The 23,599-nt window shown below is 59.1% G+C and carries 25 protein-coding genes; 14 read left to right on the plus strand and 11 right to left on the minus strand.

The features are described 5' to 3' along the window. Positions 1-718: 718 nt before the first annotated feature. Complete coding sequence (locus HB376_RS08330) at positions 719-1,726, minus strand: beta-propeller fold lactonase family protein (protein WP_213762946.1); 1,008 nt, start codon at positions 1,724-1,726, stop codon at positions 719-721. A 176-nt stretch (positions 1,727-1,902) separates the two neighbouring features. Between HB376_RS08330 and HB376_RS08335 the strand changes: the two genes are divergently transcribed. The 4 genes from HB376_RS08335 to HB376_RS08350 all read left to right on the plus strand — a co-directional run bounded on the left by HB376_RS08335 (position 1,903) and on the right by HB376_RS08350 (position 5,184). Continuing rightward, positions 1,903-3,222, plus strand: coding sequence for an Nramp family divalent metal transporter (locus HB376_RS08335; protein ID WP_213762948.1), 1,320 nt, complete (start codon positions 1,903-1,905; stop codon positions 3,220-3,222). Positions 3,223-3,388: 166 nt separating this feature from the next. Then, complete coding sequence (locus HB376_RS08340; protein WP_213762949.1) at positions 3,389-3,769, plus strand: DUF2946 domain-containing protein; 381 nt, start codon at positions 3,389-3,391, stop codon at positions 3,767-3,769. A 165-nt stretch (positions 3,770-3,934) separates the two neighbouring features. Next, positions 3,935-4,810, plus strand: a complete 876-nt coding sequence (locus tag HB376_RS08345; protein WP_255631242.1) for a hypothetical protein — start codon at positions 3,935-3,937, stop codon at positions 4,808-4,810. Between the two features lie 11 nt (positions 4,811-4,821). Further along, positions 4,822-5,184, plus strand: coding sequence for a copper resistance protein CopC (locus HB376_RS08350; protein ID WP_213762952.1), 363 nt, complete (start codon positions 4,822-4,824; stop codon positions 5,182-5,184). Between the two features lie 101 nt (positions 5,185-5,285). Here the strand turns inward: HB376_RS08350 and HB376_RS08355 are convergent, their stop codons facing one another. The 3 genes from HB376_RS08355 to HB376_RS08365 form a co-directional block, all read right to left on the minus strand. Further along, positions 5,286-5,471, minus strand: a complete 186-nt coding sequence (locus tag HB376_RS08355; RefSeq protein ID WP_213762954.1) for a hypothetical protein — start codon at positions 5,469-5,471, stop codon at positions 5,286-5,288. A 16-nt stretch (positions 5,472-5,487) separates the two neighbouring features. After that, the gene (locus HB376_RS08360) at positions 5,488-5,910 is read right to left on the minus strand and encodes a GNAT family N-acetyltransferase (protein ID WP_213762956.1); all 423 of its coding nucleotides are present in this window, start codon (positions 5,908-5,910) and stop codon (positions 5,488-5,490) included. Positions 5,911-6,146: 236 nt separating this feature from the next. Continuing rightward, positions 6,147-7,037, minus strand: coding sequence for a LysR family transcriptional regulator (locus HB376_RS08365; protein WP_213762957.1), 891 nt, complete (start codon positions 7,035-7,037; stop codon positions 6,147-6,149). A 181-nt stretch (positions 7,038-7,218) separates the two neighbouring features. Here HB376_RS08365 and HB376_RS08370 point away from each other — a divergent pair, with 181 nt between their 5' ends. From HB376_RS08370 to HB376_RS08405, 8 genes are all read left to right on the plus strand, one after another. Continuing rightward, a complete protein-coding gene (locus HB376_RS08370; protein WP_213762958.1) occupies positions 7,219-8,082 on the plus strand; it encodes an alpha/beta hydrolase in 864 nt (287 codons plus the stop codon). Positions 8,083-8,154: 72 nt separating this feature from the next. After that, on the plus strand, positions 8,155-8,901 hold the full coding sequence (locus HB376_RS08375; protein ID WP_213762960.1) for an SDR family oxidoreductase: 747 nt from the start codon (positions 8,155-8,157) through the stop codon (positions 8,899-8,901). Positions 8,902-8,994: 93 nt separating this feature from the next. Continuing rightward, positions 8,995-9,642, plus strand: coding sequence for a glutathione S-transferase (locus HB376_RS08380; protein WP_213762962.1), 648 nt, complete (start codon positions 8,995-8,997; stop codon positions 9,640-9,642). A 71-nt stretch (positions 9,643-9,713) separates the two neighbouring features. Further along, the gene (locus HB376_RS08385) at positions 9,714-10,829 is read left to right on the plus strand and encodes an alkene reductase (RefSeq protein ID WP_213762964.1); all 1,116 of its coding nucleotides are present in this window, start codon (positions 9,714-9,716) and stop codon (positions 10,827-10,829) included. A gap of 74 nt (positions 10,830-10,903) precedes the next feature. Continuing rightward, complete coding sequence (locus HB376_RS08390; RefSeq protein ID WP_213762966.1) at positions 10,904-11,893, plus strand: zinc-dependent alcohol dehydrogenase family protein; 990 nt, start codon at positions 10,904-10,906, stop codon at positions 11,891-11,893. A gap of 99 nt (positions 11,894-11,992) precedes the next feature. Beyond that, complete coding sequence (locus HB376_RS08395) at positions 11,993-12,742, plus strand: glucose 1-dehydrogenase (protein ID WP_213762968.1); 750 nt, start codon at positions 11,993-11,995, stop codon at positions 12,740-12,742. Positions 12,743-12,770: 28 nt separating this feature from the next. Next, positions 12,771-13,091, plus strand: coding sequence for an NIPSNAP family protein (locus HB376_RS08400; protein ID WP_213762970.1), 321 nt, complete (start codon positions 12,771-12,773; stop codon positions 13,089-13,091). 82 nt (positions 13,092-13,173) lie between these two features. Continuing rightward, positions 13,174-13,668, plus strand: a complete 495-nt coding sequence (locus HB376_RS08405) for a DUF3237 domain-containing protein (RefSeq protein ID WP_213762972.1) — start codon at positions 13,174-13,176, stop codon at positions 13,666-13,668. Between the two features lie 42 nt (positions 13,669-13,710). Here HB376_RS08405 and HB376_RS08410 read toward each other — a convergent pair whose 3' ends face one another. Together HB376_RS08410 and HB376_RS08415 are read right to left on the minus strand one after the other, a co-directional pair. Next, positions 13,711-14,436: a dienelactone hydrolase family protein gene (locus HB376_RS08410; protein WP_213762973.1), complete on the minus strand. Its 726-nt coding sequence runs from the start codon at positions 14,434-14,436 to the stop codon at positions 13,711-13,713. 407 nt (positions 14,437-14,843) lie between these two features. Then, the gene (locus tag HB376_RS08415; protein WP_213762975.1) at positions 14,844-15,734 is read right to left on the minus strand and encodes a LysR substrate-binding domain-containing protein; all 891 of its coding nucleotides are present in this window, start codon (positions 15,732-15,734) and stop codon (positions 14,844-14,846) included. Between the two features lie 103 nt (positions 15,735-15,837). Between HB376_RS08415 and HB376_RS08420 the strand changes: the two genes are divergently transcribed. Further along, the gene (locus HB376_RS08420; RefSeq protein ID WP_213762977.1) at positions 15,838-16,905 is read left to right on the plus strand and encodes an alkene reductase; all 1,068 of its coding nucleotides are present in this window, start codon (positions 15,838-15,840) and stop codon (positions 16,903-16,905) included. Continuing rightward, complete coding sequence (locus HB376_RS08425) at positions 16,902-17,825, plus strand: NADP-dependent oxidoreductase (RefSeq protein WP_213762979.1); 924 nt, start codon at positions 16,902-16,904, stop codon at positions 17,823-17,825. Before HB376_RS08420 ends, HB376_RS08425 begins: the two co-directional genes overlap by 4 nt. A gap of 103 nt (positions 17,826-17,928) precedes the next feature. Here HB376_RS08425 and HB376_RS40870 read toward each other — a convergent pair whose 3' ends face one another. The 5 genes from HB376_RS40870 to HB376_RS08450 all read right to left on the minus strand — a co-directional run bounded on the left by HB376_RS40870 (position 17,929) and on the right by HB376_RS08450 (position 23,387). Then, entirely contained in the window at positions 17,929-18,384 is a 456-nt protein-coding gene (locus tag HB376_RS40870) for a DUF2934 domain-containing protein (RefSeq protein WP_255631228.1), read from the minus strand. A 260-nt stretch (positions 18,385-18,644) separates the two neighbouring features. Then, positions 18,645-20,123 carry an amino acid permease gene (locus tag HB376_RS08435; protein WP_213762980.1) on the minus strand — a complete coding sequence of 493 codons (1,479 nt, stop codon included), beginning with the start codon at positions 20,121-20,123 and terminating at the stop codon, positions 18,645-18,647. A 54-nt stretch (positions 20,124-20,177) separates the two neighbouring features. Beyond that, positions 20,178-21,563 (minus strand): glutamate decarboxylase, encoded by a 1,386-nt coding sequence (locus HB376_RS08440; protein WP_213762982.1) that lies wholly within the window; start codon positions 21,561-21,563, stop codon positions 20,178-20,180. Between the two features lie 386 nt (positions 21,564-21,949). Beyond that, entirely contained in the window at positions 21,950-22,624 is a 675-nt protein-coding gene (locus HB376_RS08445; protein WP_255631229.1) for a CBS domain-containing protein, read from the minus strand. 178 nt (positions 22,625-22,802) lie between these two features. Further along, positions 22,803-23,387, minus strand: coding sequence for an OmpW family outer membrane protein (locus HB376_RS08450; protein WP_255631243.1), 585 nt, complete (start codon positions 23,385-23,387; stop codon positions 22,803-22,805). Between the last annotated feature and the right edge of the window lie 212 nt (positions 23,388-23,599).

Raw genomic sequence — 23,599 nt, forward strand, 5'->3', positions numbered from 1 at the left:
CTTCTGGTCTGTGCGACCGTATTCATAGGCCACAGCTTCATGCGTGTTTGTGTTTACTGCTTCAGTTTTTGTGAATTGGCTGCGCGTTCTGTACAGCTATTTTCGTCGGTTACGGCCACCCGCATCTTTGCGACCTCGTTTCCTGGCGGGTTGGCTACGTGGTTCGAGGTGTGTACAAATTCGGTGGTTGGTCGTCCGCGGATAGCGCGGGGTGCTCCTTGGGCAGGTTCAATCACTGGTGGCGAAGCGTGTGGGTATCGGTGTTCGGAGAAAGAGGGGTTCACACATCCTTCGCTCTGGCGAGCACCGTGCTTTTGGGGCACCTATGAATAGAAACTGCACGCTGTGGACACTTAGGGTAGCGTGGTTGAAAGCGTTTTCTTTGCTTCGTTTCTTTGTCGCTTTGGACAAAGAAATGACGTGCCGCCACGCACAGTGGCTAATAGTGATAAAGAGAAAATCCGACTCTCGCAGACCACTAACACTGAAAGCACCAACCCGGCATCGACTCCGACCGCTGGCCCTAGAACCTAGCACCCATCACTGCCCCGACCACTACCCCACGCCCCTCTCGATCAAACAGAACCCAACGTCGACGTATAAGAGCGTCTGCAGAGTAGAAACCCCATTGTCTAACTGCACGACGATTTCAGTAATCACGGGGTTCCTCTAGCGCCACCTGAAAATAAACCAAGCCGACTTAAACCGCTGCACACGATCAGTCCGGATTCGGCGCGTACACAGGCGCCCGGTCCGCAAAATACAGCCCATGCGGCGAACGTCCGACTGCAATGGTGTCGATCAGCTTGCGACTGTTGAGATCGATCACACCAACATGCCGCGCAAAGCGGAACGTCACCCAAAGGGTTTTGCGATCGGCGGACAATTCCATGTCATCGGGGCCAGGCAATAACCCATCTATGTCACCGACCTTCTGCAACGTCGTGTAATCCAGAATGCTGATCGTGCTGGCCACACGATTCGACACGGCAACATGTTTACCGTCATCGAGATTACGAAAGTTGTGCGCGCCTTTGCCAGTCTGAATGCGTTTTACGACTTGCTGCTTATGCCAGTCGACGACGGCGACATCGTCTTCACCCGTCATCCCAACCAGCAAGTCCCGATCACCCGGCGTCATCCAAAGTCCCGCCGGCGTATTTCCAACCGGCATTTTCCACTTGACCGTTTGCGTGGCCAGATCGATCGCGGCAAGTTCGCCCGAATCCTGTAACGTCACGAATACCGTGCTTGCATCCGAAGAAAACGTCATATGGCTAGGCGTTTTAGCAAGTGGAACACGCTTGGCGAGCGTGAGGTCGTGGCCGTCGTATCGGTAGATATCGACTCGGTCCAGCCTCAAGCCCGCGGTGACAAACCATTTGTGGTCAGGAGAAAAACCGAGCTGATACGGGTCTTCTATGTCTTCCACCCGCTTTTGTACCTTGCCGCTATGCGGATCGACAAAGATCAGATCATTCGATACCGAGTCGGCGATAATGAGCGAATTTCCATCAGGCGTCACCATCAGGTGATGCGGTTCCTTGCCTGTCGGCTCGGTACCCAGGACCTTGTGCTTGCCTTCATCTATCAAAGTAAGCTGGGCCTCGCCGGAATCAAGCACGATGACTTTAGACGTAGCCGGCGTATCCGCTAGCGCAAGGTTATGGAAAAGCAAGGTAACAATGGCCGTGACCGAAAGGTTTCTGATTGCAGTGCTAAGCATATTGAAAGAAATAACAACGAGAATGCCCAAAAAGGCAAAAACTGTGCTCTGATTGCTTAACGCGCTAATTTGCTGTCGGGCTAAGCAATTAATGCACTGCATATGATGCCGCCATGATGGCCGCCAAGCCGGTCCGCGCAGACCAACCCACTATCTCTAACGTATTGAGTCAAGCAATGGATGACCGCGTCCGCGCCGAAACCAGCCGATCAATGAGCGACAGTACGACCCTCGCCATGCGTGATGTGCTGGAAGGCCGCCGCACGGGCTGGTCGGTGCTCCTGCCCTTTGCAGGACCAGCCGTCGTGGTCTCCGTCGCTTATATGGACCCGGGTAATTTCGCGACCAATATCCAGGCCGGCGCGCGATACGGGTATGGATTATTGTGGGTTGTGCTGCTGGCGAACATTATTGCCATGCTATTTCAGTCACTTTCCGCAAAACTGGGAATTGTCACTGGACGCAATCTCGCGGAGTTATGCAGGGATCATTTACCCAGGCCGCTCGTCTACATAATGTGGGGCGTCAGCGAAGTCGCGGCCATGGCCACCGACCTGGCCGAATTCCTCGGCGGTGCGATCGGCCTGAGTTTGCTTTTTCACATGCCGTTGTTGATCGGCATGATCGTCACGGCAATCGTCACATACGGCTTGTTGTTCTTCGAGAAAGCGGGATACCGGCCGCTGGAGCTGATTATTGGCGCACTGGTCGGGATCATCGGCTTGTCTTATCTCGCTGAGCTCTTCATTGCGCCGGTAGCCTGGGCCCAGGTCGGGCTGCATCTGTTCAAGCCGGACTTGCCCGACGCGCAAGCCGTGACTATCGCAGTGGGCATTATCGGGGCGACGGTCATGCCGCACGCGCTCTTTCTTCATTCGGGACTCACCCAGGGCCGCCTGCCCCCCAAGACCGAGGGCGAACGCAAAAGGTTGCTCACGTTCTCAAACGTCGAAGTGATCATTGCGCTGACCATTGCGGGCATGATCAACATGGCCATGGTCATCATGGCATCCGGCGCGTTTCACTCGGGTCATCCGGAAGTGGCCGAGATCGAAACCGCCTATCACACGCTTGCGCCGCTGCTGGGCATTGCCGCTGCGGGCATTTTCCTGCTGTCGCTGATCGCGTCGGGCATTTCCAGTTCGGTCGTGGGAACCATGGCCGGTCAAATGATCATGCAGGGGTTTGTCGGCTTCCGCATCCCGCTATGGCTGCGTCGCGCGATTACGATGGTGCCGAGTTTCGTCGTGGTCTGGCTAGGCGTGAACGCTACGCAAGCGCTGGTCATGAGTCAGGTCGTGCTAAGTCTTGCGCTGCCGTTTCCCATGGCGGCACTCGTGTGGTTCACGTGCCGGACAGATGTCATGGGCTCGTACAAGAACCGGACCCTGGTCAAAATCGCGGCTATCGTTGCGGCCTTTGGAGTGCTCGCCCTTAACGCGATCCTCCTGCTGCAAACATTCGGCGTGGATATTCCCGGCTTGCCAACCGCCTGAGCGCCTAATCTCCGCGTGGGGCAATACTCCCGCGGATGTACCTGTACTACCACCGCAAATGTCACTTCAAACAGCTTGATGGCGCATGACAATTATTGCGTTTTGAAGTGGATAACGCATGGCATAATCGGCGCCATATCATCGACCGCCCGGTGTTGATCACAGCATGTTCCGCCGTCGCTTACTGAAGATCGGAAGTATCCTGGGATTGCTTGCAATCCTGATGACTTCGATCGCGCCGACGGTCTCGCACGCGCTAGCCTCGCATGATCGGCTAGGCCAGGCGCTCAGCACGTATTGCTCGGCAGACCCGGCCTTCAGCGAAGCGGGCAACAGCGACTCCTCTTCACACTCCGGGGCCCTGCATTGGCAGGCTTGCGCTTATTGCGGCCTGCTCGCTCACTTCCCCGTTCTAACCGGTTCGACGGTGGCCTTTGCCGCTGCCGTGTCGGTGACCAGTGCTCCGCTTCCCGTGGTACGCGCAGCCGTTCGCGCGGTGCCGCTCTTCATTGCCGCCCAGCCTCGCGCGCCTCCTGTCGCTTCCTGATCACTGACCCATTTCGTGCCTGTTGCTCGCACCGCTGACGGCGGCGCGATGCCGTCGCGTGCCAAACGCGACGGCGCTCAATAGCGCGCTCACAACGATCATGACGAAGGAAACACGATGCGTACGCTTCTAAAGCGGCACGCGGCGCCTGCACGCGCCGCACTTATGTGGGCGGCAGGTGCCGCCTGCCTTGCGGGTTCATCCGGCACCTGGGCGCATGCGGTGGTCGGCGACCGGGTCTTCCCGGCGACGATGGCCGTGGACGACCCCGGCGTCGGCGATGAATTCGACTTCCAGTACGGCCACATCAAAAGTCCGACCGACGATGGTGACAACATGAACGTCAACACCGCCTCGTTCGAATGGGACAAGCTGATTACGTCGAATCTGGCTTTCAGCATTGGCAGTGCCTACGTCACGCAGAACGCGCCCAACGGGGGCTCAGCAAAGGGCTTCGACAACGTCACACTCGGCCTGAAGTATCTGGCTTACTCCAACGCTCGCCATGAGTTCATGGCATCGGTCGGCGTGAACACCGAACTGGGCGGCACAGGCGCTCGTGCGATTGGCGATTCGTCTTCCACCATCACGCCAACGGTTTATTTCGGCAAGGGCTTCGGCGACCTTCCGTCGAGTCTCGGCTTCCTGAAGCCATTCGCGATCACGGGTGAAATCGGACCTAACCTGACGACGTCTCGATCGTCACCGAACTCGCTCGACTGGGGCACGACGCTGCAGTACAGCATCCCCTATCTGCAGCAGCAGGTGAAAGACCTCGGCTTGCCGCAGCCGCTCGCCAACCTGATTCCGGTGGTCGAGTTCCCGATGAACACCTGCACCGCGGGTCCGTGTTCCGGCCATACGACCGGGACCATCAACCCCGGTTTCATCTGGCTCAACCGCTATGGTCAGCTAGGTATCGAAGCGCAGATTCCGGTCAATCGCGCGACGGGCAACCACGTCGGGATCCTGCTTCAGGCGCATCTGTATTTCGACGATATCTTTCCTAACTCTGTCGGCAAGCCACTCTTCAATCCATGAAAATTGCTCTTATGAAAATTGCCACCGTGCGCACGTTAATCGCCGCAGCCGCTCTTGCGAGTACGCAACTCGCTCAAGCGCACGCCTATCCACAACATCAGGAGCCGGGCGCGGGAGCCACCGTGTCGACATCGCAAAAGGAAGTGGCGATCGAGTTCGACGATGGACTCGAACCCGCATTCAGTTCGATCGCCGTCACCGATGCGCAGGGCAAGCCTGTCACCAGCGCAAAGTCAGTGGTTGATCCGGCGGACAAGAAACACATGTCGGTCGCGCTGAATGCGTTGACGCCCGGTGTTTATTCGGTCGCCTGGATTGCCGTCGCCGACGACGGGCATCGCACCCAGGGGCACTACAGTTTCACGGTCAAGTAGGCAAGGACCGATTGCCGTTGCGGCTCACGCAAGCGCGTGAGCCGCAACGATCGAATGCGCCACTCTGCATCATGAGCACCGGCCTTAGTGGAGAGGTTGGCCTAAGCTTGGTTATGCCCCACGCCCTTAAAGAACGTATAGCAAAACACGCCATCGTCTTGCGTGCTTCTATGCAGATCCCGGATGCCGTCATCGAAATCTTCCGGCTTGATCAGGCCGGCCGATATAGCGGATAAACGCACACCTTCGATCATCGCGGTGAAGGTCTTCCGTGTAAATCCGTCCACCAGATCGGGCCGAAACCTAAAGCGCCCGCGAGAGCCGCGTTAGCGTATCAACGCGGTGCCAGCCAGCCTTTTCCCAAAAGGCCATGGCCGCCTCGTTATCAACGACCACATCCAGATGCACCCATCCCAGGTGGTGTTCCCGGAGCCGCTCGATACATCTGTCGATCATTGCCCTGGCGAGGCCTTGACCGCGCGAAGCCGGTGCGACCACAACGTGCTGGAGAAATCCGCGGCGGCCATCATGGCTAGCCAGGGCGCAGCCGACCAGCTCGCGATCATTGACAGCAACGACGCTCAGACCAGGGTTCCTGGCCAGCAACCGTTCGATCCCCTCCTTGCCGTCGGTAACCGGTCGAATGTCGACACCCGGCGTACTCTTCCACAGTGCAACAACAGCGTCATAGTCAGCCAATACCATTTCTCGAATCTGTTCGCCCATCATCCATCCTGTCAAGAGCTATTGTTTAATGTTAAATACTGCGGCTTAGTCACAGCCAAAGATGGTGTAAAGCTCGCCTCTGCGGCAAGCCACTTTAGCAACGCGCTGGAAGCAGCACCCATGGACGCCGCGCACCCTGCTGCGGCGAATGAAACAACGCTTACATTGGAACGCTATTTTAAGGGCACGGCCGAGGAGCGGCCGGGCGTGTTATGCGTGCCGCGAGTTCACCAGGATCAAGTTGCAGCATGCACCATCAACTCGTCTGCTCTTGAAAGAAACAACTTCAGGACGGGTGATGCGTTTGACCTGCTGTAGCCGATAACCAGATCAATTGTCGGTGCATCGCCTTCAAGAGGGCGGCTGACCACCGACCACGGCAAGAGATTGTTTGCATACTCCGGCATCAGCGCCAACCCGCGCGTGGATGCGACGAGCGACATGGCCATCGCCAGATTATCGACTCCGTGTTCGGGCGTGATATTGACCCCGCTCTGCTGCAGATACCGCTCAATCACTTCGTGCAGCACCCTCGCCTTGTTCGAGGCCATGATGAACGGCTCGCCCACGAGATCCCCGGGACGGATCGCCGCTCGCTCGGTCAATGGGTGGTCGCTCGGCATGAGCACAACGAGCTTTTCACGGCTGACTACGCGATAGTCGAGATCAAACCCCGGTTCGGCACGTAAAAACGCGAGGTCGAGCTTGCCGCGTGCGAGCGCGTCGGCGAGGTCCGGCGAATAGTGGCTCGATACCGTCACGTCGATGTTCGGCAGTTCATCGCGCAGCACCTGCATGGCGCGCGGCAGCCAGGTCATTTCCTGACCGGTCAGGAAACCAAGTGCAAAGACCTGTTTCGTGGGTTGCGCAGCGCGGCGCGCCGCCTCAATAGCGGCGTCGACTTGCGTCAGCGCTAATCGCGCATGGTCAAGGAACGCCTTGCCCGCCGCCGTCAGCTCGACCCCACGCGCGCTCCGGTTGAACAGTTCTGCTCCAACCTCGTCCTCCAGATCACGGATCTGCCGGCTAAGCGATGGTTGCGACGTATGCAGTCGACGTTCAGCCGCAACGGTCAGGCTACCGGTCTCCGCGACGGCCACAAAGTACCGCAGATGTCGAAGCTCCATACACTTCCTTCAATTTAGCCATGCCTGGCAGGCATGCCCGCCAGCCTACAAAGTCTTTTTACTTTCCGCAAGACCCCACTAAATTACGCGTCAGGCAGCGACGAAACGGCAACGACCTGTTCATCGCGACGACTTGGAATCTATCCCGCTCCATACCTTTCATCTATATCGGAGAATCGCCATGACCAGCCATACGCACCAAACTGCCCCGACGCAATTCGTTGATGCAAACGGTATCCACTTCGCTTATCGGCGCTTCGGCAAGACGGGCGGCGTGCCGCTCGTATTAAACATCCACTTCACCGGCACGATGGATCACTGGGACCCGGCTGTTACCAACGGACTTGCGCAGGGTCGCGAAGTGATCCTGTTCAACAATGCCGGAATCTCCAGCACGTCAGGCGAGGTACCGCAGTCGATTGAAGAAATGGCCGCCAACGCTGCCGCCTTTATCAAGGCACTCGGACTCACGCAAGTCGACGTGCTCGGTTTTTCGATGGGCGGCCTGATCGCACAGGAACTGGCGCTGGCCGAGCCGCAGCTCGTACGCCGCCTGATCCTGGTTGGCACCGGCCCGCGCAGCGGCGAAGGCATGGAATCGCTTACGCCGGAAGCGCAGGATATTTTCAGCGCGACTTACGAAGAGCCGGATCACCTGTGGCTTCGCGTGCATTTCTCGCCGTCGGATGCGAGTCAGGCAGCCGGCCGCAAGTTCCTGCAGCGCTTCCGTCTGCGCACCGAAGGCCGGGACCCCGAAGTCAACGACAAGGTCGCACCGGCGCAACTCGCCGCACTCGCCAAGTGGGGCGTGCCCCGCGAGAACCCTTTCGATTACCTGTTGGCGCTCGCTCAGCCCACGCTCGTGATCAACGGGGATAACGACGTAATCATCTACTCGATCAACTCGTGGATTCTGCAGCAGAACATTCCGAACGCGCAGTTGATCATTTACCCGGACGCCAACCACGGCTCGCTGTACCAGTATCCCGAGCGCTTCGTGACGCATGTGGCGCAGTTCCTGTCCGAGAGCGGCGAACACGCCTGAGCCAACGTTCACGTTGATGTTCATGCGCTGAATTGTCAGATGGTTTTACATTCAACCTGCAGGAGTCTGATCATGACCAACCTCACCGGAAAGACCGCGCTCGTCACGGGCGCTTCACGCGGCATCGGCCGTGCCAGCGCGCTTGCACTTGCCAAAGAAGGCGCACAAGTGCTGGTTCACTACAGCAGCGGAGAAAAGGAAGCGGACGCGGTCGTTGCCGAAATTCGTGCGGCCGGCGGCAACGCTCAAAAGGTCGCCGCGAATCTGCGCGATGCCGACGGCCCGCATACGCTTGCCCAACGTGTACGCGCTGTGGTGGGCCATCGGCTCGACATTCTGGTGGCGAACGCCGGCATTTCGAAGTCGGCGAGCATCGAGGAAACGACTGTCGAAGATTTCGATAACCTGTTCGCCGTGAATGTGCGCGCACCCTATTTTCTTGTGCAGCAATTACTGCCGGTGTTGTGCAAAGGCAGCAGCGTTGTTCTGCTGTCGTCGCTCGCAGCGCATACGGTGGTCGGCAAGCTGCCTGCCTATGCGGCGACCAAGGGCGCGGTCGATACCCTCGTCAAGCATTTCGCCTCCGCGCTTGGCGAACGCGGTATTCGCGTGAATGCGGTCGCGCCCGGCGTGGTCGCAACCGATATGTCGAGTTTCACGAAGACTGAGGAAGGACGCGGGGTGGCGATCGGCATGCAGGCGCTAAAGCGGGTCGCGCAACCCGATGACATCGGCAGTGCGGTCGCGTTTCTTGCGTCGGATGCGGCGCGCTGGATTACCGGCGAAACGCTGCACGTAGACGGCGGCTCGAAGCTCTAACCCAAACGAATTAAAGCACATTTTCAGCGTGTGTGAAAAACCCGATTGATTAGGTATCCACACTTAAATTAGACCCGATAAAGGAAAATTCAAATGACATCCTCTGCCCCCGTATTGTACGAATCAAAAGGCTCCCCGAACGCACGCCGTGTTCGCATCTTCATCGCGGAGAAGGGAATCGATATCCCGATGAACCCGGTCGACCTGGGCGCCAAGGAACAGTTCTCCGACTCCTACCGCGCAATCAATCCGCGCAGTCAGGTACCGGCGCTGGCTTTAGCCGATGGTCCCGTCATCACTGAAGTGCTCGCGATCTGGCGTTATCTGGAAGAGGCGTATCCACAATCCCCGCTACTGGGGACGACGGCCGAGTCAAAGGCTCTCGTCACCATGTGGGAACGCCGCGCAGAACTGGATGGCTTCGCACCGGTCATGGAGGGCGTGCGCAACGCGGTCGCCGGACTGAAGGGCCGCGCGCTCTCGGGCCCACACGCTTATGACCAGATTCCCGAACTGGTCGAGCGCAGCAAACAACGCGTGGCGAATTTTTTCTCCGACTTTAACGTTCGGCTCGAGACGGTCCGGTTCGTAGCCGGCGATGAATTCTCGGCAGCAGACATCACCACGCTGGTCACGGTCGACTTCGCAACCAACGCGCTGAAGATGCCGATCCCAGCAGAACACGCCGCATTTCGTCGATGGTACGACGAGGTCTCTGCCCGGCCGAGCGCTACCGCATAAAACCGTTGCGCCGGTCCTTGGCGACCGGCGCGTAACGGACCGAATACGCATTACCTGCTAAAGGAAAGATCATGGCTCACTTGTTCACATCGAAGAAAGTTGGCGCCTATACCCTCTCGCATCGTGTGGTCCTTGCACCGATGACCCGCCTGCGCACCATCCAGCCCGGCGACATCCCCAGCCCGATGATGGCCGACTTCTACGGCCAGCGCGCATCGAATGGCGGGCTCGAAATCATTGAAGGCGTCAGCATCTCGATCCCCGCACGCTCGTACCTGGGCGCCGCGAGCTTCTATCACGACGGGCAGATAGAAGGCTGGAAGGCCATCGCCAATGCTGTTCACGCCAAGGGTGGCCGCGCCTTCATGCAGCTCATCCACGGCGGCCGTCAAAGTCACGTCGAGATGACTGGCGGTGTTGATCCGGTCGCACCGTCTGTCGTCCCGTTCGACGGCGTCGCGCTGACCAAGGACGGATTCGTTCCGGCTTCACCGCATCGGGCGCTTGGCATTGAAGAGATTCCGGGCATTGTCGAAGAATTTCGCGTTGCAGCACAACGCGCGCTGGATGCAGGTTTCGATGGTGTCGAGCTTCACGGTGCGAACGGCTACCTGGTGGATCAGTTCATCCAGGACGGCACCAACAAGCGCACCGACGCTTACGGCGGCGGAATCGAAAACCGCGTCCGCTTCCTGCGCGAAACCGTTGAAGCCCTTATTTCCGTGTGGGGCGCGGATCGGGTCGGCGTGCGCATCTCGCCGTCAGGCGAATGGGGCGGCATCTCCGACAGCAATCCCGAAGCAACCTTCAGCTACGTCGCGAAGGTCCTCGACGAATACAAGATCGCGTATCTGCATGTGATCGAGCCGCGCATCAAGGGCGATGAAACGCTGCATGAAGGGCAAGCGCCCGTTGCAACGAAGTATCTGCGTGCGCACTTCTCCGGTCCAATCATCGCGGCCGGCGGTTTCGACGGCGACAGCGCCGAGGCGATCGTGGCATCCGGCGATGCAGACCTGGTCGCATTCGGCCGTCACTTCTCGTCGAATCCTGATTTGCCGTATCGTCTGGAGCACAAGCTGCCGCTCACACCGTATGTCCGCGCCGCGTTCTGGGGCGGCGATGAAAAGCATTACTCGGATTTTCCCGCTTATTTGCCTACTGTAGAAGTCGCAGAAGCCGTGTGAACCGGATGGCGCTTCGGCGCCGCGCTTGAACCCAGCTTGGACCCAGCTTGGACCCACTTACTCTGGAGAGTCTCATGTCACGCACCATCAAGTTTGCCAAAGCCGGCGGTCCCGAAGTCCTCGAATTCGTGGAGACAACAGTACCCGCTCCCGGTCCGACCGAAGTTCGCATCAACGTCAAGGCAATCGGCATCAATCGCGCCGAGGCGATGTGGCGCTCGGACGCGTATATCGAACCCGTCAAGTTCCCGGCCGGTCTTGGGTACGAAGCAGCGGGTATTGTCGATGCAGTGGGCAGCGACGTCACCGGCCTCGCGCCCGGCGACAAGGTCAGCCTGATTCCATCGTTCTCGATGAATCAGTACTTCACGTACGGCGAAGTCATCGTGGCGCCTGACTATGCAGTCGTCAAGCATCCGGAATCGCTTTCGTATGCCGAAGCGGCATCGGTCTGGATGATGTTCGTGACGGCTTACGGCGCGCTCATCGAAGATGCGAAAGTAGGCAAGGGCGATTTTGTCATCATCCCGGCAGCGTCGAGCAGCGTTGGACTCGCGGCGATCCAGATTGCCAACTACGCCGGCGCCACGTCCATCGCGACAACGCGCACGGCCGACAAGAAACAGCAGTTGCTCGATGCGGGCGCGGCGCACGTTATTGTCACGGACGAGACTGACCTGGTCGAAGAGGTCAAGCGAATCACGGACGGCCAGGGTGCGCGCGTGGTGTTCGACCCAGTCGGCGGTCCGAACTTCCCGAAGCTGATTTCCGCGCTGTCGTTCCAGGGCATTGCGTACATCTATGGCGCGCTTAGCGAGGGTGTGACGCCCCTGCCCGTGCTGGACATGATCGCCAAGATGATCACCGTCAAGGCTCACAACATCTGGCTGACGAGCGGAGACGCGACACGTCGGAAGGCTGCGGTGGAGTACGTGCTGAAGGGACTTGAGAGCGGCGCGCTCAAACCGGTGATTGATCGCACTTTCACGTTCGACGAAATTGTCGACGTGCATCGCTATCTGGAAACCAACGGCCAGTTCGGCAAGATCGTGGTGACCGTATAAGCAAAAGCGCCGCCGCCCGGTCGCGGGCGCTGGCACCCGATGAAGGGCCGTGCGATCGCAGGACTTGCTTTCGCGCTGGCCGACCAAGGAGCAAACGAAATGACCAACCATCCTGTTGTACTCATCACGGGCGCGCTGACCGGCATCGGTCGCGCCGCCGCCTTTGCATTCGCCCGCGAAAACGCGCGGATTGTGGTGTCGGGCCGCCGCGTTGAAGAAGGCCGGAAGCTCGCCGCCGAACTGAACGCACTCGGCGCGGAAGCTGAATTCTTTCAGGCAGATGTCCGCTTTGAAGACGATGTGCGCAATCTGGTCGACGGCGCAGTGGCCCGCTTCGGGCGGCTCGATGTAGCGGTCAACGCTGCGGGCGCTGAAGGCGAGTCGGCGCCCGTGATGGAGCAGACGCCCGAGCGCTACGCAGCCGTCTTCGATACCAATGTGCTCGGCACGCTGCTTGGCATGAAACACGAACTGCGCGTGATGACCGCGCAAGGCAGCGGCAGTATCGTCAATATCTCGTCGACAATGGGCGCGCGCGGCGCGGCAGGCGCGTCGATCTACGTGGCCAGCAAGCACGCGGTGGAGGGTCTTACGAAGTCTGCGGCGCTGGAGGCTGCGGCGTTCGGTGTACGGGTCAATGCCGTCGCCCCCGGTCCCGTGGAGACTGCAATGCTGAATCGCCTGACAGTAAATGCGGAACGCAAAGCGGCCTTTCTCGCGGCCGTCCCGCTCAAACGCGCTGGAACGCCTGAAGAAATCGCCGACGCCATTGTGTTCGTTTCGTCCGACAAGTCGAGCTTCATGACCGGCGAAGTCCTCAGGGTCAATGGCGGACGAACCGCGTCGTAATACCTTTGATATCCCCAGGAGATAACCGATGCTTTACGAAATCAGAACCTATACCTTCAAACCGTTGCGTGCCGCCGAATGGCTTGCGTTATACAAAAGCGAAGCCCTGCCGCTTCAGAAGGAATTCCTGGGCGAACTGATCGGCTTCTTCACCACCGAGATTGGCGACATCAGCCAGATCGTTCATATCTGGGCGTACAAGAGCCTGGACGATCGGCTCGAGCGCCGCGACAGGATGGCAGCCGACAGCCGCTGGCAAGCATTCGGCAGCAAGGTGAAAGAAAAGGACATTCTCGTCAGCATGGAGTCGCGGATCATGCGGCCCACGGATTTCTCGCCGCTGAAATAGTGTAACCAATCAAAGGAACACGCAGCCTTCAGGTTCGTCATGCGGACCGGTGGCGACGCCCTACATAGCGATGGTGAACAGCATGTCTACTCCGCTTTTCGATGATCTCCCCGCATCGCTCAAGAGCGTGCAAACCCGCCCTCTGTTCGTCATGCGACTAGATGTGAAACCGATTGTGATCGTCGGTGAAACGCCGGGGCCGTTTCGTCGCGTGGGAATTGTGCCGTCGGGGACATTTGCCGGCGAACGGCTGTCCGGCAAGGTGCTGGACGGCGGCAGCGACTGGCAAACCGTTCGCGGCGACGCAAGCACGACGCTCGACGTGCGCCTGATCCTGCAAACCGACGACGGCGTGAACCTGACGATGGCGTATCGCGGCGTACGTCACGGACCCGTTGACGTCATTCAACGACTGGAAAAAGGCGAGGAAGTCGACCCGGCGAGCTACTATTTCCGGATCAACCCCATGTTCGAAGCGCCCGCAGGAAAGTATGAGTGGCTGAACCGGATCATCGCCGTGGGGACGGGACACCGGTTCGCCTATGGGCCTGTTTACAGCGTTTTTGAAGTCCTGTAGCCGGTTCGCCGCCGGCTTCCTTCTTCCACAGAACCCGCAATGCTAGCCGGCGTGCGTTGACTGCGGCCACAGCGTGCGGCCGAAAAAGGTCAGCGTCCGGTCCCACGCCAGTTGCGACCAGACCGGATCGAACTGGGTCCTGGCAATACGGCCCGGGCCGACCGCTGTTTCGTTGGCGAACGCATGATGCGCAAGATAGCGATGAAACTCGACGTCGACCTTGGCCTCGGTCAGCTTGCTCTCCAGTGCGTCGACCGTTTCAGCCGGGAAGAACTCGTCCTGTGTGGCCCAGTGACCAAGCACGGGTGCCTTGATCTTCGATGCATCGACGTATTCGAGCGGCGGGAAGCCGTACCACACCGTCCCGGCGGATAGGTCAGGGACATGACAGAGGGCCAGCAGCGTGAGCGCGCCGCCCATGCAATAGCCGGTCACGCCGACCCGCTCCGACTGCGCCTTGAGGTACTTCACGGCACCCGCTATGTCCTGACCGGCAGCATCCGCGAAATCGAGTGCGCCCAGCAGGTGGCTGGCCTCTTCCTCTTCAACGGTGGTTTTTCCGCGAAATAGATCGGGAACCAGCGCCAGATAACCGGATTGCGCGAAGCGGTCTGCCACGCCGCGGATCTGGTCATTCAAGCCCCACCATTCCTGAATCACGACGATGGCAGGCGCGCCCTCCAGTTTCTGCGGTTTGGCCAAATAACCCTGAACGTCTTTCCCGTCAGGGCGTTGATAGGTGATCATGGATCCTGGTGACTGTTTCATGACATGGTCCTCGATTGGGCGGAACCGGTAGCATAGCGCCAGTGGCACGGGTACGCATACTGCGGTCAGTTGTCAATGAGCAAGGGCATTGCTCTCGCTGGCCGGATTGGTGACGCAACGGGCAATCCTCGCGATCCGCGCCCTAACAAAGCGTCGCAGGATGATCGCGCGGGGTTGCACCGTCAAGAGGAAAACCGGCTGAATGGATCGCGGACTAACGGTTGCCGAATACATCGCATTCCTTATTTTTATTAAATGCGGTCGTCATGCGATAGCGGCCACCGCAGTTTGAACGGCAATCAAGGCCCAGAAGCCGCAATACCATTTCGGATGACAACGTTGAGGCCCGGTTCACAGGTTACGCCTGCCGGTGCTACAGCAACTAAGATCGGGCGCCAAAGACCTCGTCAATTGAGCCGCGCCTTGATGAAATCGATGAACAAGCGGGTCCTGGCCGGCAAGAGCCGGGTATCGGTAATCGCGTGCACCTGGATCGGCGCAAGACTCCACTCCGGAAGTACCCGCCGTAGACGTCCCGACGCTACATCCTCGCGCGCAAGCTCCGTATCGAGCACGGCGATACCCACACCCGCCATCGCCAGCGCACGGCTCAGGCCGACACTGTTCATCCTGAAGCGCGACGCAATCATCACATTGACCACCTCGTCCCCGCGATGAAGGGTTCTCGACACGTCCCCCTGGCTCGTCGCCGCTTGCCCGATGCACAGCACGTGATGCGTCAGGTCGTCGGGATGGATCAGCGGCGCGGCGGCCTTGAGATAGTCGGGCGATGCATAGAGATAACGTGGCAACAGCGCGATCTGCCGTGCGACAAGCGTTGATGGCGTTGTCGGCGGCGGTCCCATGCGAATGGCGAGATCGAACGGATCGCTCTGCAAGTCCACGCGTCGCGGCGTCAGGTCGAATTCGAAACTGATGAGCGGATAAGCCTTCGCGAACTCGCTCAGGATCGGCGCGAGATAACCGGTCGCGAGATCGACCGGCATCGACACCCGCAGCGTGCCGCTTGGACGTTCCACTACATCGAGCAGGGATTCGTGCGCGATGCGTGCCTCTTCGACAATGCTCTGACACCGCTTGAAATACACCTCGCCCGCCGCGGTGAGTTCGACCTTGCGCGTCGAGCGATGAAGCAACTGGAGGCCAATCGTCTTTTCCAGTTCCGATATATGTCGCGACAGCGTTGAATTGGGCATATCCAGCGCTTCGGCCGCGCCCCTGAAGCTTTTGGTCCGGGCGACTTCCACGAATAACCGCATATAGCTCAACAGTTCCACGATGATTGCTCCACTGGTGGATCACTGTTTTCAAGTATAGCTATTTATCCCTTGGATGGATCAATGCAACATGTCTCTACACCTTCTCAATCAAGGAATCGACATGAACCCGCTCTTCAGCACTACCCGGATTGGCCGCTACACGCTTCGCAATCGCCTTGTCATGGCGCCGATGACCCGCTCACGCGCCGATGACACCACGGGCGTGCCCTCGCCCATGGCGGTGGACTACTACGGCCAGCGCGCCGACGCCGGCCTGATCATTACGGAAGGCACCTATCCCGCGCCGATGGGCAAAGGCTACGTGCGCACGCCGGGCATCCATTCCGAGGCGCAGATCGATGCCTGGAAGCATGTCACCGATGCGGTGCATGCCAAGGGCGGCCTTATCTTCCTGCAGCTCATGCACACCGGCCGCATCTCTCATCCGAGCCTGTTGCCGAACGGCGCGACGCCCGTCGCGCCTTCGGCAATCCGTCCCGCCGGCACGGTATTCACCGCGACGGGACCGCAAGAGTTTGTACAACCGCGCGCCCTTGAGACCGATGAGATAGCGGATATCGTCCAGGCGTATCGGCTTGCCACGCGCAACGCGCTGACTGCAGGCTTCGACGGCGTTGAATTGCATGCGGCCTCGGGGTATCTGCCCGAGCAGTTTTTGTCATCGGGAACGAACCAGCGGACCGATCTTTACGGCGGCTCGCTTACCAATCGCGCGCGCTTCATCCTGGAAGTATTGGGCGCGATGTCTCAGGAAGCGGGCAGCGACCGCGTCGGTATCAAGATCGCGCCTGAAATGGGCTTCAACGATGTAACCGATGCAACACCGCAGGAGACCTATCGTTATCTCGTGGAGCAACTTGCCGCGCTCAAGCTGGCGTATCTGCATGTGGCGAAGACCAAGAGCGAATTCGATTACCGCACGTTCCTTCGTCCGTTGTTCGGTGGCCCCTATCTGGCAGGCGGCGGACTGACCAGCGAGAGCGCGCAAACGCTGATCGAGCAGGACAACGCGGATGCAACCGTGTTTGGCAGCCTCTATCTCGCCAACCCGGATTTGCCACAGCGCTTTCTCGCCGATGCACCGTTCAACACCCCCGAGCGCGACACGTTTTATTCGCCCGGACCGACTGGATATATCGACTATCCGACACTGGAGAAAACTCAATGAACCGCGCTCTTCGTATCCACGCCTACGGCGGTCCTGACGCCGTGAAGATTGACAGCATCGCGATGCCGGCCGCCGCTTCAGGCGAGGTCGTGGTTCACGTCAAGGCCGCGGGAATCAACGGTCTCGACTGGAAGATCCGCGACGGCTGGTTGCAAAACGATTTCCCGTTGCCCCTCCTCGCGACACTCGGCGTTGAGCTCGCCGGCGAAGTGATTGAAGTCGGCGCCGGCGTGAGCGGGTTCGTTATCGGCGACCGGGTCATGGGGCCCGTGGGTGGAATCGGCGCCTATGCCGATTTCATAGCAATCGCCTCGAACACGCTGGTGAAAACGCCTGCCAGCCTGACCGACGAGCTTGCTGCGGCTATCCCCGTTGGGGCGCTGACCGCATGGCAGGCGTTGTTCGAAGCGGGAGAACTGAAACGCGGCCAGACCGTATTGATTCATGGCGCGGCCGGCGGCGTGGGGAGTTTCGCCGTCCAGTTCGCGCGCCGTGCCGGGGCGCGTGTCATAGCGACAGCTCAGGGCATCAACGCGGGTTATCTGCGTGGGTTGGGTGCGGATGAAGTCATCAACTATCGGACTTCGTCGTTCTGGGAGCGGACCAGGGACATCGATCTGGTGCTTGATCTGGTGGGCGGCTCGGCGCTCGCCAACTCGTGGCAAGTGATAACCGATGCGGGAAGAATCGTGAGCACGGCCGCGCCGGATATTGCAGCCCATACGCCAGCGGGCAAGCACGGTATCTGGTTTCAGATGCGACCCGATGCGGCCCAACTTGCAGAGATTGTGAGCCTGGTCGATCAAGGCGCGGTGAAAGTGGAAGTATCGGAAGCCGCTGGATTGAGCGACGCTGCCGCTGCGATCGAGCGCAACAAGACGGGACATGGACCGGGGAAAGCGGTGATCCTGTTTCAATGAATAATGACTTCGCTGTGGGGAGCCGCAGCGAAGTCATCCTTACCGATCAAGATGATCGTGGCTGGTCAAACCGTGCCCCCAATCCACGGCATCAAACCGCAGGTCATTGAGCCCCGAATTCACGTACGCGATGCCAGTTTTCATCGGCATGTCCTTCCGGGTTGCCCTCTTGTTGCCAGAGCACATACGCACGTTCGCTAAGGTGCTGGTGGGCGGCGCGTTGCCAATAGTCGTCGGCCCGCCCCTCAGGGCAACCATCCTGTTCCCACAAAAAGTAGGCGCGCATGCGGATGCCCTGCTCCAGACCCTGTCTCGTTTCCGAACTATTGTCCAGATCGTCGCCATAAGACGCCAGTTGACCACCTCGCCCCACGTGAACCCTTGCGCTCAAGCTTGGCAGTTCGGCATCGGGCACCAGGCGCCCGTGAGCCGCTGCCTCCAGTGCCTTTGCTTCGTATCGCGCATCATCAGGGGAATCATCCGCCTGCCCAAGCGTGACTGGGTAGGTATGAATAACCGTTCCGCTGCCGTCCAACACATCAATCAAGCGCTCCGCCATTGCCGTGCTCCCCAAGGGTGTTTGCCGAACCGTCGCTATCAAAGAACGAGGTAACCCGGATACAGACGCCGCGGAACCTCAGCCCTGTGCGGCTCGCCAATCACATCTGCTCATCTTCCACGATGGACCGGCGTTCCCTCGCCTTACATAAAGACGTTGCGCAAGGATCGATCCACGTGAACAAAATTCAGCATCAATCAGTCGGCGAACCCGGCCGAACCGCTCAGCGTGTCGGGTTTGCCACGCGGGCGGCTCTTCTCTTATTTCGCGGCGGTGGCTGCCAGCACGGGTGAATCAGCCGGCGCAGCCCAGCTACTGCGGCGCATGTGATGGATGATCAGCGGGACGCCGCCAAACACCACGATGCCAAGCGTCACCAGCCCGATGTACATGGCCGGCGAACCCACCGGCAACTGGTCGGGCGGGAAGAACGACACCACGAAGCTGAACACCACACCCGCGAGGCCCACGCCCGCAAAAATCCACATCCCCACGATCCCGCCTGGCACCGTGAACGGACGCTTGAGATCGGGCGCGGAATAGCGCAGTTTTATCGCTGCGGCATACATCAGCATGTAAGCGATCAAATACAGTGCAATAGTCATTGCCGAGATCAGGAAAAATGCGACCGATACATCCTTGATGACGAAGTAAAAGCACGACATCAGGGTAACGATCACCCCTTGCACCAGCAGGATATGGGTGGGCATCCCTTTTTTGTTCTTCGCCTGCAGCAGCGGCGGCAGTTCGCCTTCATGAGCCGTTTCAAGCAGTCCACGCGAAGGGCTGCCAAGCCACGCCAGCACCCCGCTTATGGCGCCCACGCCCACGAGCAGCGACAGCGCCGATACCAGCCACTGCATGTGCCAGATGTCCGTGATGACCGCGGCGAAGGTATCGAATACGCCGGACTGCAGCGAGATCTTTTCGTACGGAAGAATGCCGGCGATCGGCAGCGCACCAAGCGCAAAAATCAGGATCGAAATGATGGCGCCCAGACCAATTGCAGCAGGGTAGCCGCGGCTCGGGCTGCGCATGTCCATCACGTGCACGGCCTGGACCTCGACGCCGGCGAACAGCAACACGATACCGGCGAGAAACGCGATGGTGCCGAAGCCATGGATCGCGGGCCAATAACGCGCCTGACCCGCTTCCGAAAGCGCCGGGTCCTTCAGATGCTGCCAGCCGAGTGCGTGCCCCGTATAGATCCAGTACGCCAGCAACGCGAGCAATACAACCCCAGGAACGATCGTGCCGATAATGAACGTCCAGTTGGCGATCCGCGCGAAAACCTCCACGCCTTGCAGCACCACCCAGGTAGAAAGCCAATAGGCAACGATGCAAAACACGCCGACATAGACGCCATTGGTCGCCAGCTCCGGGCGGCCGATCGTATAAGCGATAGCCGCCGCACCGAACGTCAGCGCGACCGGATACCACACCACGTTTTGAATCCATTGCAGCCAGATGGCGAGGAAGCCCCACCGATTGCCGAATGCCTCACCCACCCACGTATATATTCCACCGCGCCGGTCGGCGAAAGCACCGCCAAGTTCGGCGGAGATCAGTGACGCCGGGATCAGGTAGAAGATCACGGTGAACGCGAGATAGACGAACATCGTCATCTCTTCCTTCGCGAGCAGCGGCAAGCCGCGCAAGCTGGTCACCACGGCGGCGGCCGTCATCAAGCCGATTGATGTGGCACTCAGGTAAGTGCCTTTTTTTGCTGTCGCAGTCATATCAGACTCCTGGTCGTTAAGCCGTCAACTAAGTCGTCAACTAAGCCGTCAATGTCAGTTATGGTGAAAGCTCGGTCCCGCCTTTGAGTTAGGCACCGGGTTTTCCAGCAGATGCGCGATTGCATTCTTGATGTCGTTCAGCAGCAGACCCGCCATGTCGCGCGTGATGCCCCGGCGAATCAGGATGCGCTGGACGATCGTTTCCTCACGGTCAGCGGGAAGCTCGTAGGAGGCGATTTGCCAGCCCCGCATGCGAACACGGTCCGACAAGTCGAAAAGCGAAAAACCGGCGGTATCGGGGTGGCGCAGCTTGTAGCAAACCGCGGGCAGCGCGCCGCGGCCGTCGTACACCATTTCTATGGGGCTGAGTTTGGCGAGGCCGTCTGCCAGGAATTGCGCCGTGTCGGCACATTCCTGCTGGATGCGCCTGTACCCCTCGTGGCCGAGCCGGAGCAACAAGTAATACTGCGCAATGATCTGCCCCGCCGGCCGCGAAAAATTGAGCGCGAACGTGGGCATGTTGCCGCCAAGATAGTCGACCATGAAGATCAGGTCGTCAGGCAGGTCCTTCACGCTACGCCATACGACCCAACCTACTCCGAGCGGCGCGAGACCATATTTATGGCCCGAGCTGTTAATGGATTTCACCCGTTCTATGCTGAAGTCCCATTCCAGATCCGGCTGAATGAAAGGCGCGATAAATCCGCCGCTGGCGGCGTCCACGTGGATGGGGATGTCCAGTCCAACATCTCGTTGCAACGCGTCCAGCGCGCCGGCGAGGGCCTTGACGGGCTCATAGACGCACGTGAAGGTAATGCCGAGCGTAGCGACCACGCCAATGGTGTTTTCATCGCAATAGGCGGCAAGCTGTTCCGGTTGCAGACCGAGCGAATCGCCGGCGAGAGGGACCTGCCTAAGTTCTACATCGAAATAACGGGCGAACTTGTCCCAGCACACTTGCACGGGTCCGCACACAATATTGGGCTTGTCGACCGGTTTGCCTTCAGCCAGGCGGCGCTTCTTCCATTGCCATTTGAGCGCAAGCCCACCCAGCATGCAGGCTTCGCTCGAACCCGTTGTGGAACATCCCGTTGTTTCCCACGAACGCGGCGCATGCCACAGATCGGCAAGCATATGAACGCAGCGTTTTTCAATCTCTGCGGTCTGCGGATATTCATCTTTATCGATCATGTTCTTATCGATCGACAAATCCATCAAGCGGCGGACTTCGTCGTCTGCATAGGTCGTGCAGAAAGTCGCCACGTTCTGACGCGAATTGCCATCCATGAAAAGTTCGTCGCGAACCAGATCAAACACCGCATGAGGCTCCGAGGGCAATTTCGGAATGCGATATTTCGGCAATGACGCGCCCGAGATAGTGGTTGAATACTCGTCATTGTTCGCTTCGGCGCTGCCGAGCGCGGGCTTAAGAAATGTCATTGATCATTCCGATGAGAAGAGTGAGCGGAGATGCGAGGCGTGCGGCGCTTGAAGCCAGGTGGCTTCGTCGCAAAGCCATGCGGTTGATCGCAGCCACGGAAACAAGAGGTGTCTTGCGGCTGTTCGGAGAGCCGGCAAAAGATCAGGTTTGCGGTTCAGGAGCAACCGCTTCGCGCGGCCTGATACCGTTATATGCCGCTGACTCAAACGATTATTGACCTGTGTCATTCGCACTACGTGCAGGTCTTTAATTACGGCTTTAATCCCGCCATTAATCCCTGAAGCCGGCTTTGATACATGCGCCTTGCGGGTGCTCTTATGCCCGCCGGATAGATACGCTCTGGCGCCACTTGAGTTCAGGTAGCAACGCCAGATTTAGTAGACGATTACATCGCGGGAATTATCATGGGCGCATCGGTATGGTCCTCCACGCCCTTGATGCCCGGCACCTTTTCAGCGGCAATGCACATGGCACGCGCTTGCTCGGGCGACGTGACAACACCCCATAGATGAACCGTGCCGTCATTCACAATGACGTTCTCGGCAGCCACGGCCCAACGGTGACCGCCAAGTTCCCGGATAACCGCTTCGCGCAAAGTCTCGTCGGGGTTCGGCGTGCTCACGCCAGCTTCCTTTGGAACGCTGGCCAACGCCTTCACCAGGTTTGCACGGCTAACAATTCCAAGCAGCTCTCCGTCGTACAACACCGGAACGCGCTTGATCCGATGCCGCTCCAGAAGGTCCGCTATCTCACTCACCAGCGTGGTCTCCTTGACGGTGATCACCTTGGGCGTCATGACGTCCTTGACCAGGCGCGCGTTCTCCTTGATATACGTTGCGGCAAGATTCTGCGTCGACGCGAAAAATTCAAGCCACCATGAGCGGCGCCGGGCTTGCGTGCCGATCTCGGCTCTATGGATGAGGTCGCCCTCGGTGAGCATGCCGAGCAAGCGGCCCTCGTCATCCACGACCGGTGCCCCGCTGATGTGATTATCGGCAAACAGGCGCGCGGCCTCTCGCACGGTTGTGCCGGGGCCCACGGTAATGACCTTCCTAGTCATGACATCGACTGCTCGCATGGTATTCCCCTCAATGTGATCGGGCGAGCGCCTGAACAAGGGTTGAACCACCCTCATGAGAGCTCGCCGCCATTAAGAATGCTAGTGAAGGATCGCGCGGCGGACATGATTCAGATCAACTGCGTTCAGATCAACCGTACTCAGGTCAACCGTGCCGCCATCAGAAACGCATGCCTACGCCAACGCCGACCACCAGCGGATCGATCTTGAGCGACCCAAGCGATGCACCGTCCGCCGTCGCGCTGGTGCGCATCCAGATTTTCTTAATGTCGAAGTTGACGAACAGATTGCGGGCGACCTGCACGTCGACACCCGCTTGCAGCGCGGGGCCGAAACTTGAGTTCTTGATCGATACGGGTGTATCTCCGGCGTGCAGCCCGTTGTTATAGAACAGCGTGTAGTTCACGCCCGCGCCAACGTAGGGGCGAACCTTGCCAGCAGAATTGAAATAATACTGAAGCAAGAGCGTGGGCGGCAGGACGTTCACGCCGCCAAGCGCCCCGGTGTTCGACGTTACCTGATGACGCGACGTGGCAAGAATCAACTCGACGCCAATACTCTGGCGCACCATATAAACAAAATCGAGTTCGGGAACAATGGCGTTGTTCACGCCCGTTCCGATGCTTCCCAGCGTGCCGCCCGCGGAGACACTGGGCTGGATGCTGATTGCCCTGACGCGCGCAAGAATGTCGCCCTGATCGGCCTGTGCCGGCAGGCATACCGCCGATAAAGCCGCGCTCAACAGCGCCGCTGCAAATAGTGAATGTTTTTCCACGGATTTTCCCCTTGTTTTTCCGGTCGCGAATGCGCTTTTCCGTATCGGCATTTTCCGAATGCGGCCGATACCGCGCCATGATGTGGATCAGCGAACCAGCAGAACAAGGGTGCGGCGTATTGCGTTTTCCGCGCGAATTGCATCGTTCGCTTCAATATCCGTATTGCCGGGCCCATTCCGTG

The sequence above is a fragment of the Caballeronia sp. dw_19 genome (assembly GCF_018449515.1).
Lineage (GTDB): Bacteria > Pseudomonadota > Gammaproteobacteria > Burkholderiales > Burkholderiaceae > Caballeronia.

Bases quoted from the DNA above. Each gene is read 5' to 3' on its own strand.
- HB376_RS08435 (WP_213762980.1), bottom strand. From the start codon at position 20,123: ATGACTGCGACAGCAAAAAAAGGCACTTACCTGAGTGCCACATCAATC.
- HB376_RS08400 (WP_213762970.1), top strand. From the start codon at position 12,771: ATGCTTTACGAAATCAGAACCTATACCTTCAAACCGTTGCGTGCCGCC.
- HB376_RS08380 (WP_213762962.1), top strand. From the start codon at position 8,995: ATGACATCCTCTGCCCCCGTATTGTACGAATCAAAAGGCTCCCCGAAC.
- HB376_RS08370 (WP_213762958.1), top strand. From the start codon at position 7,219: ATGACCAGCCATACGCACCAAACTGCCCCGACGCAATTCGTTGATGCA.
- HB376_RS08445 (WP_255631229.1), bottom strand. From the start codon at position 22,624: ATGACTAGGAAGGTCATTACCGTGGGCCCCGGCACAACCGTGCGAGAG.
- HB376_RS08340 (WP_213762949.1), top strand. From the start codon at position 3,389: ATGTTCCGCCGTCGCTTACTGAAGATCGGAAGTATCCTGGGATTGCTT.
- HB376_RS08330 (WP_213762946.1), bottom strand. From the start codon at position 1,726: ATGCTTAGCACTGCAATCAGAAACCTTTCGGTCACGGCCATTGTTACC.
- HB376_RS08385 (WP_213762964.1), top strand. From the start codon at position 9,714: ATGGCTCACTTGTTCACATCGAAGAAAGTTGGCGCCTATACCCTCTCG.
- HB376_RS08350 (WP_213762952.1), top strand. From the start codon at position 4,822: ATGAAAATTGCCACCGTGCGCACGTTAATCGCCGCAGCCGCTCTTGCG.
- HB376_RS08335 (WP_213762948.1), top strand. From the start codon at position 1,903: ATGGATGACCGCGTCCGCGCCGAAACCAGCCGATCAATGAGCGACAGT.
- HB376_RS08345 (WP_255631242.1), top strand. From the start codon at position 3,935: ATGTGGGCGGCAGGTGCCGCCTGCCTTGCGGGTTCATCCGGCACCTGG.
- HB376_RS08410 (WP_213762973.1), bottom strand. From the start codon at position 14,436: ATGAAACAGTCACCAGGATCCATGATCACCTATCAACGCCCTGACGGG.
- HB376_RS08365 (WP_213762957.1), bottom strand. From the start codon at position 7,037: ATGGAGCTTCGACATCTGCGGTACTTTGTGGCCGTCGCGGAGACCGGT.
- HB376_RS08395 (WP_213762968.1), top strand. From the start codon at position 11,993: ATGACCAACCATCCTGTTGTACTCATCACGGGCGCGCTGACCGGCATC.
- HB376_RS08420 (WP_213762977.1), top strand. From the start codon at position 15,838: ATGAACCCGCTCTTCAGCACTACCCGGATTGGCCGCTACACGCTTCGC.
- HB376_RS08390 (WP_213762966.1), top strand. From the start codon at position 10,904: ATGTCACGCACCATCAAGTTTGCCAAAGCCGGCGGTCCCGAAGTCCTC.
- HB376_RS08375 (WP_213762960.1), top strand. From the start codon at position 8,155: ATGACCAACCTCACCGGAAAGACCGCGCTCGTCACGGGCGCTTCACGC.
- HB376_RS08405 (WP_213762972.1), top strand. From the start codon at position 13,174: ATGTCTACTCCGCTTTTCGATGATCTCCCCGCATCGCTCAAGAGCGTG.
- HB376_RS08360 (WP_213762956.1), bottom strand. From the start codon at position 5,910: ATGGGCGAACAGATTCGAGAAATGGTATTGGCTGACTATGACGCTGTT.
- HB376_RS08440 (WP_213762982.1), bottom strand. From the start codon at position 21,563: ATGACATTTCTTAAGCCCGCGCTCGGCAGCGCCGAAGCGAACAATGAC.
- HB376_RS40870 (WP_255631228.1), bottom strand. From the start codon at position 18,384: ATGGCGGAGCGCTTGATTGATGTGTTGGACGGCAGCGGAACGGTTATT.
- HB376_RS08425 (WP_213762979.1), top strand. From the start codon at position 16,902: ATGAACCGCGCTCTTCGTATCCACGCCTACGGCGGTCCTGACGCCGTG.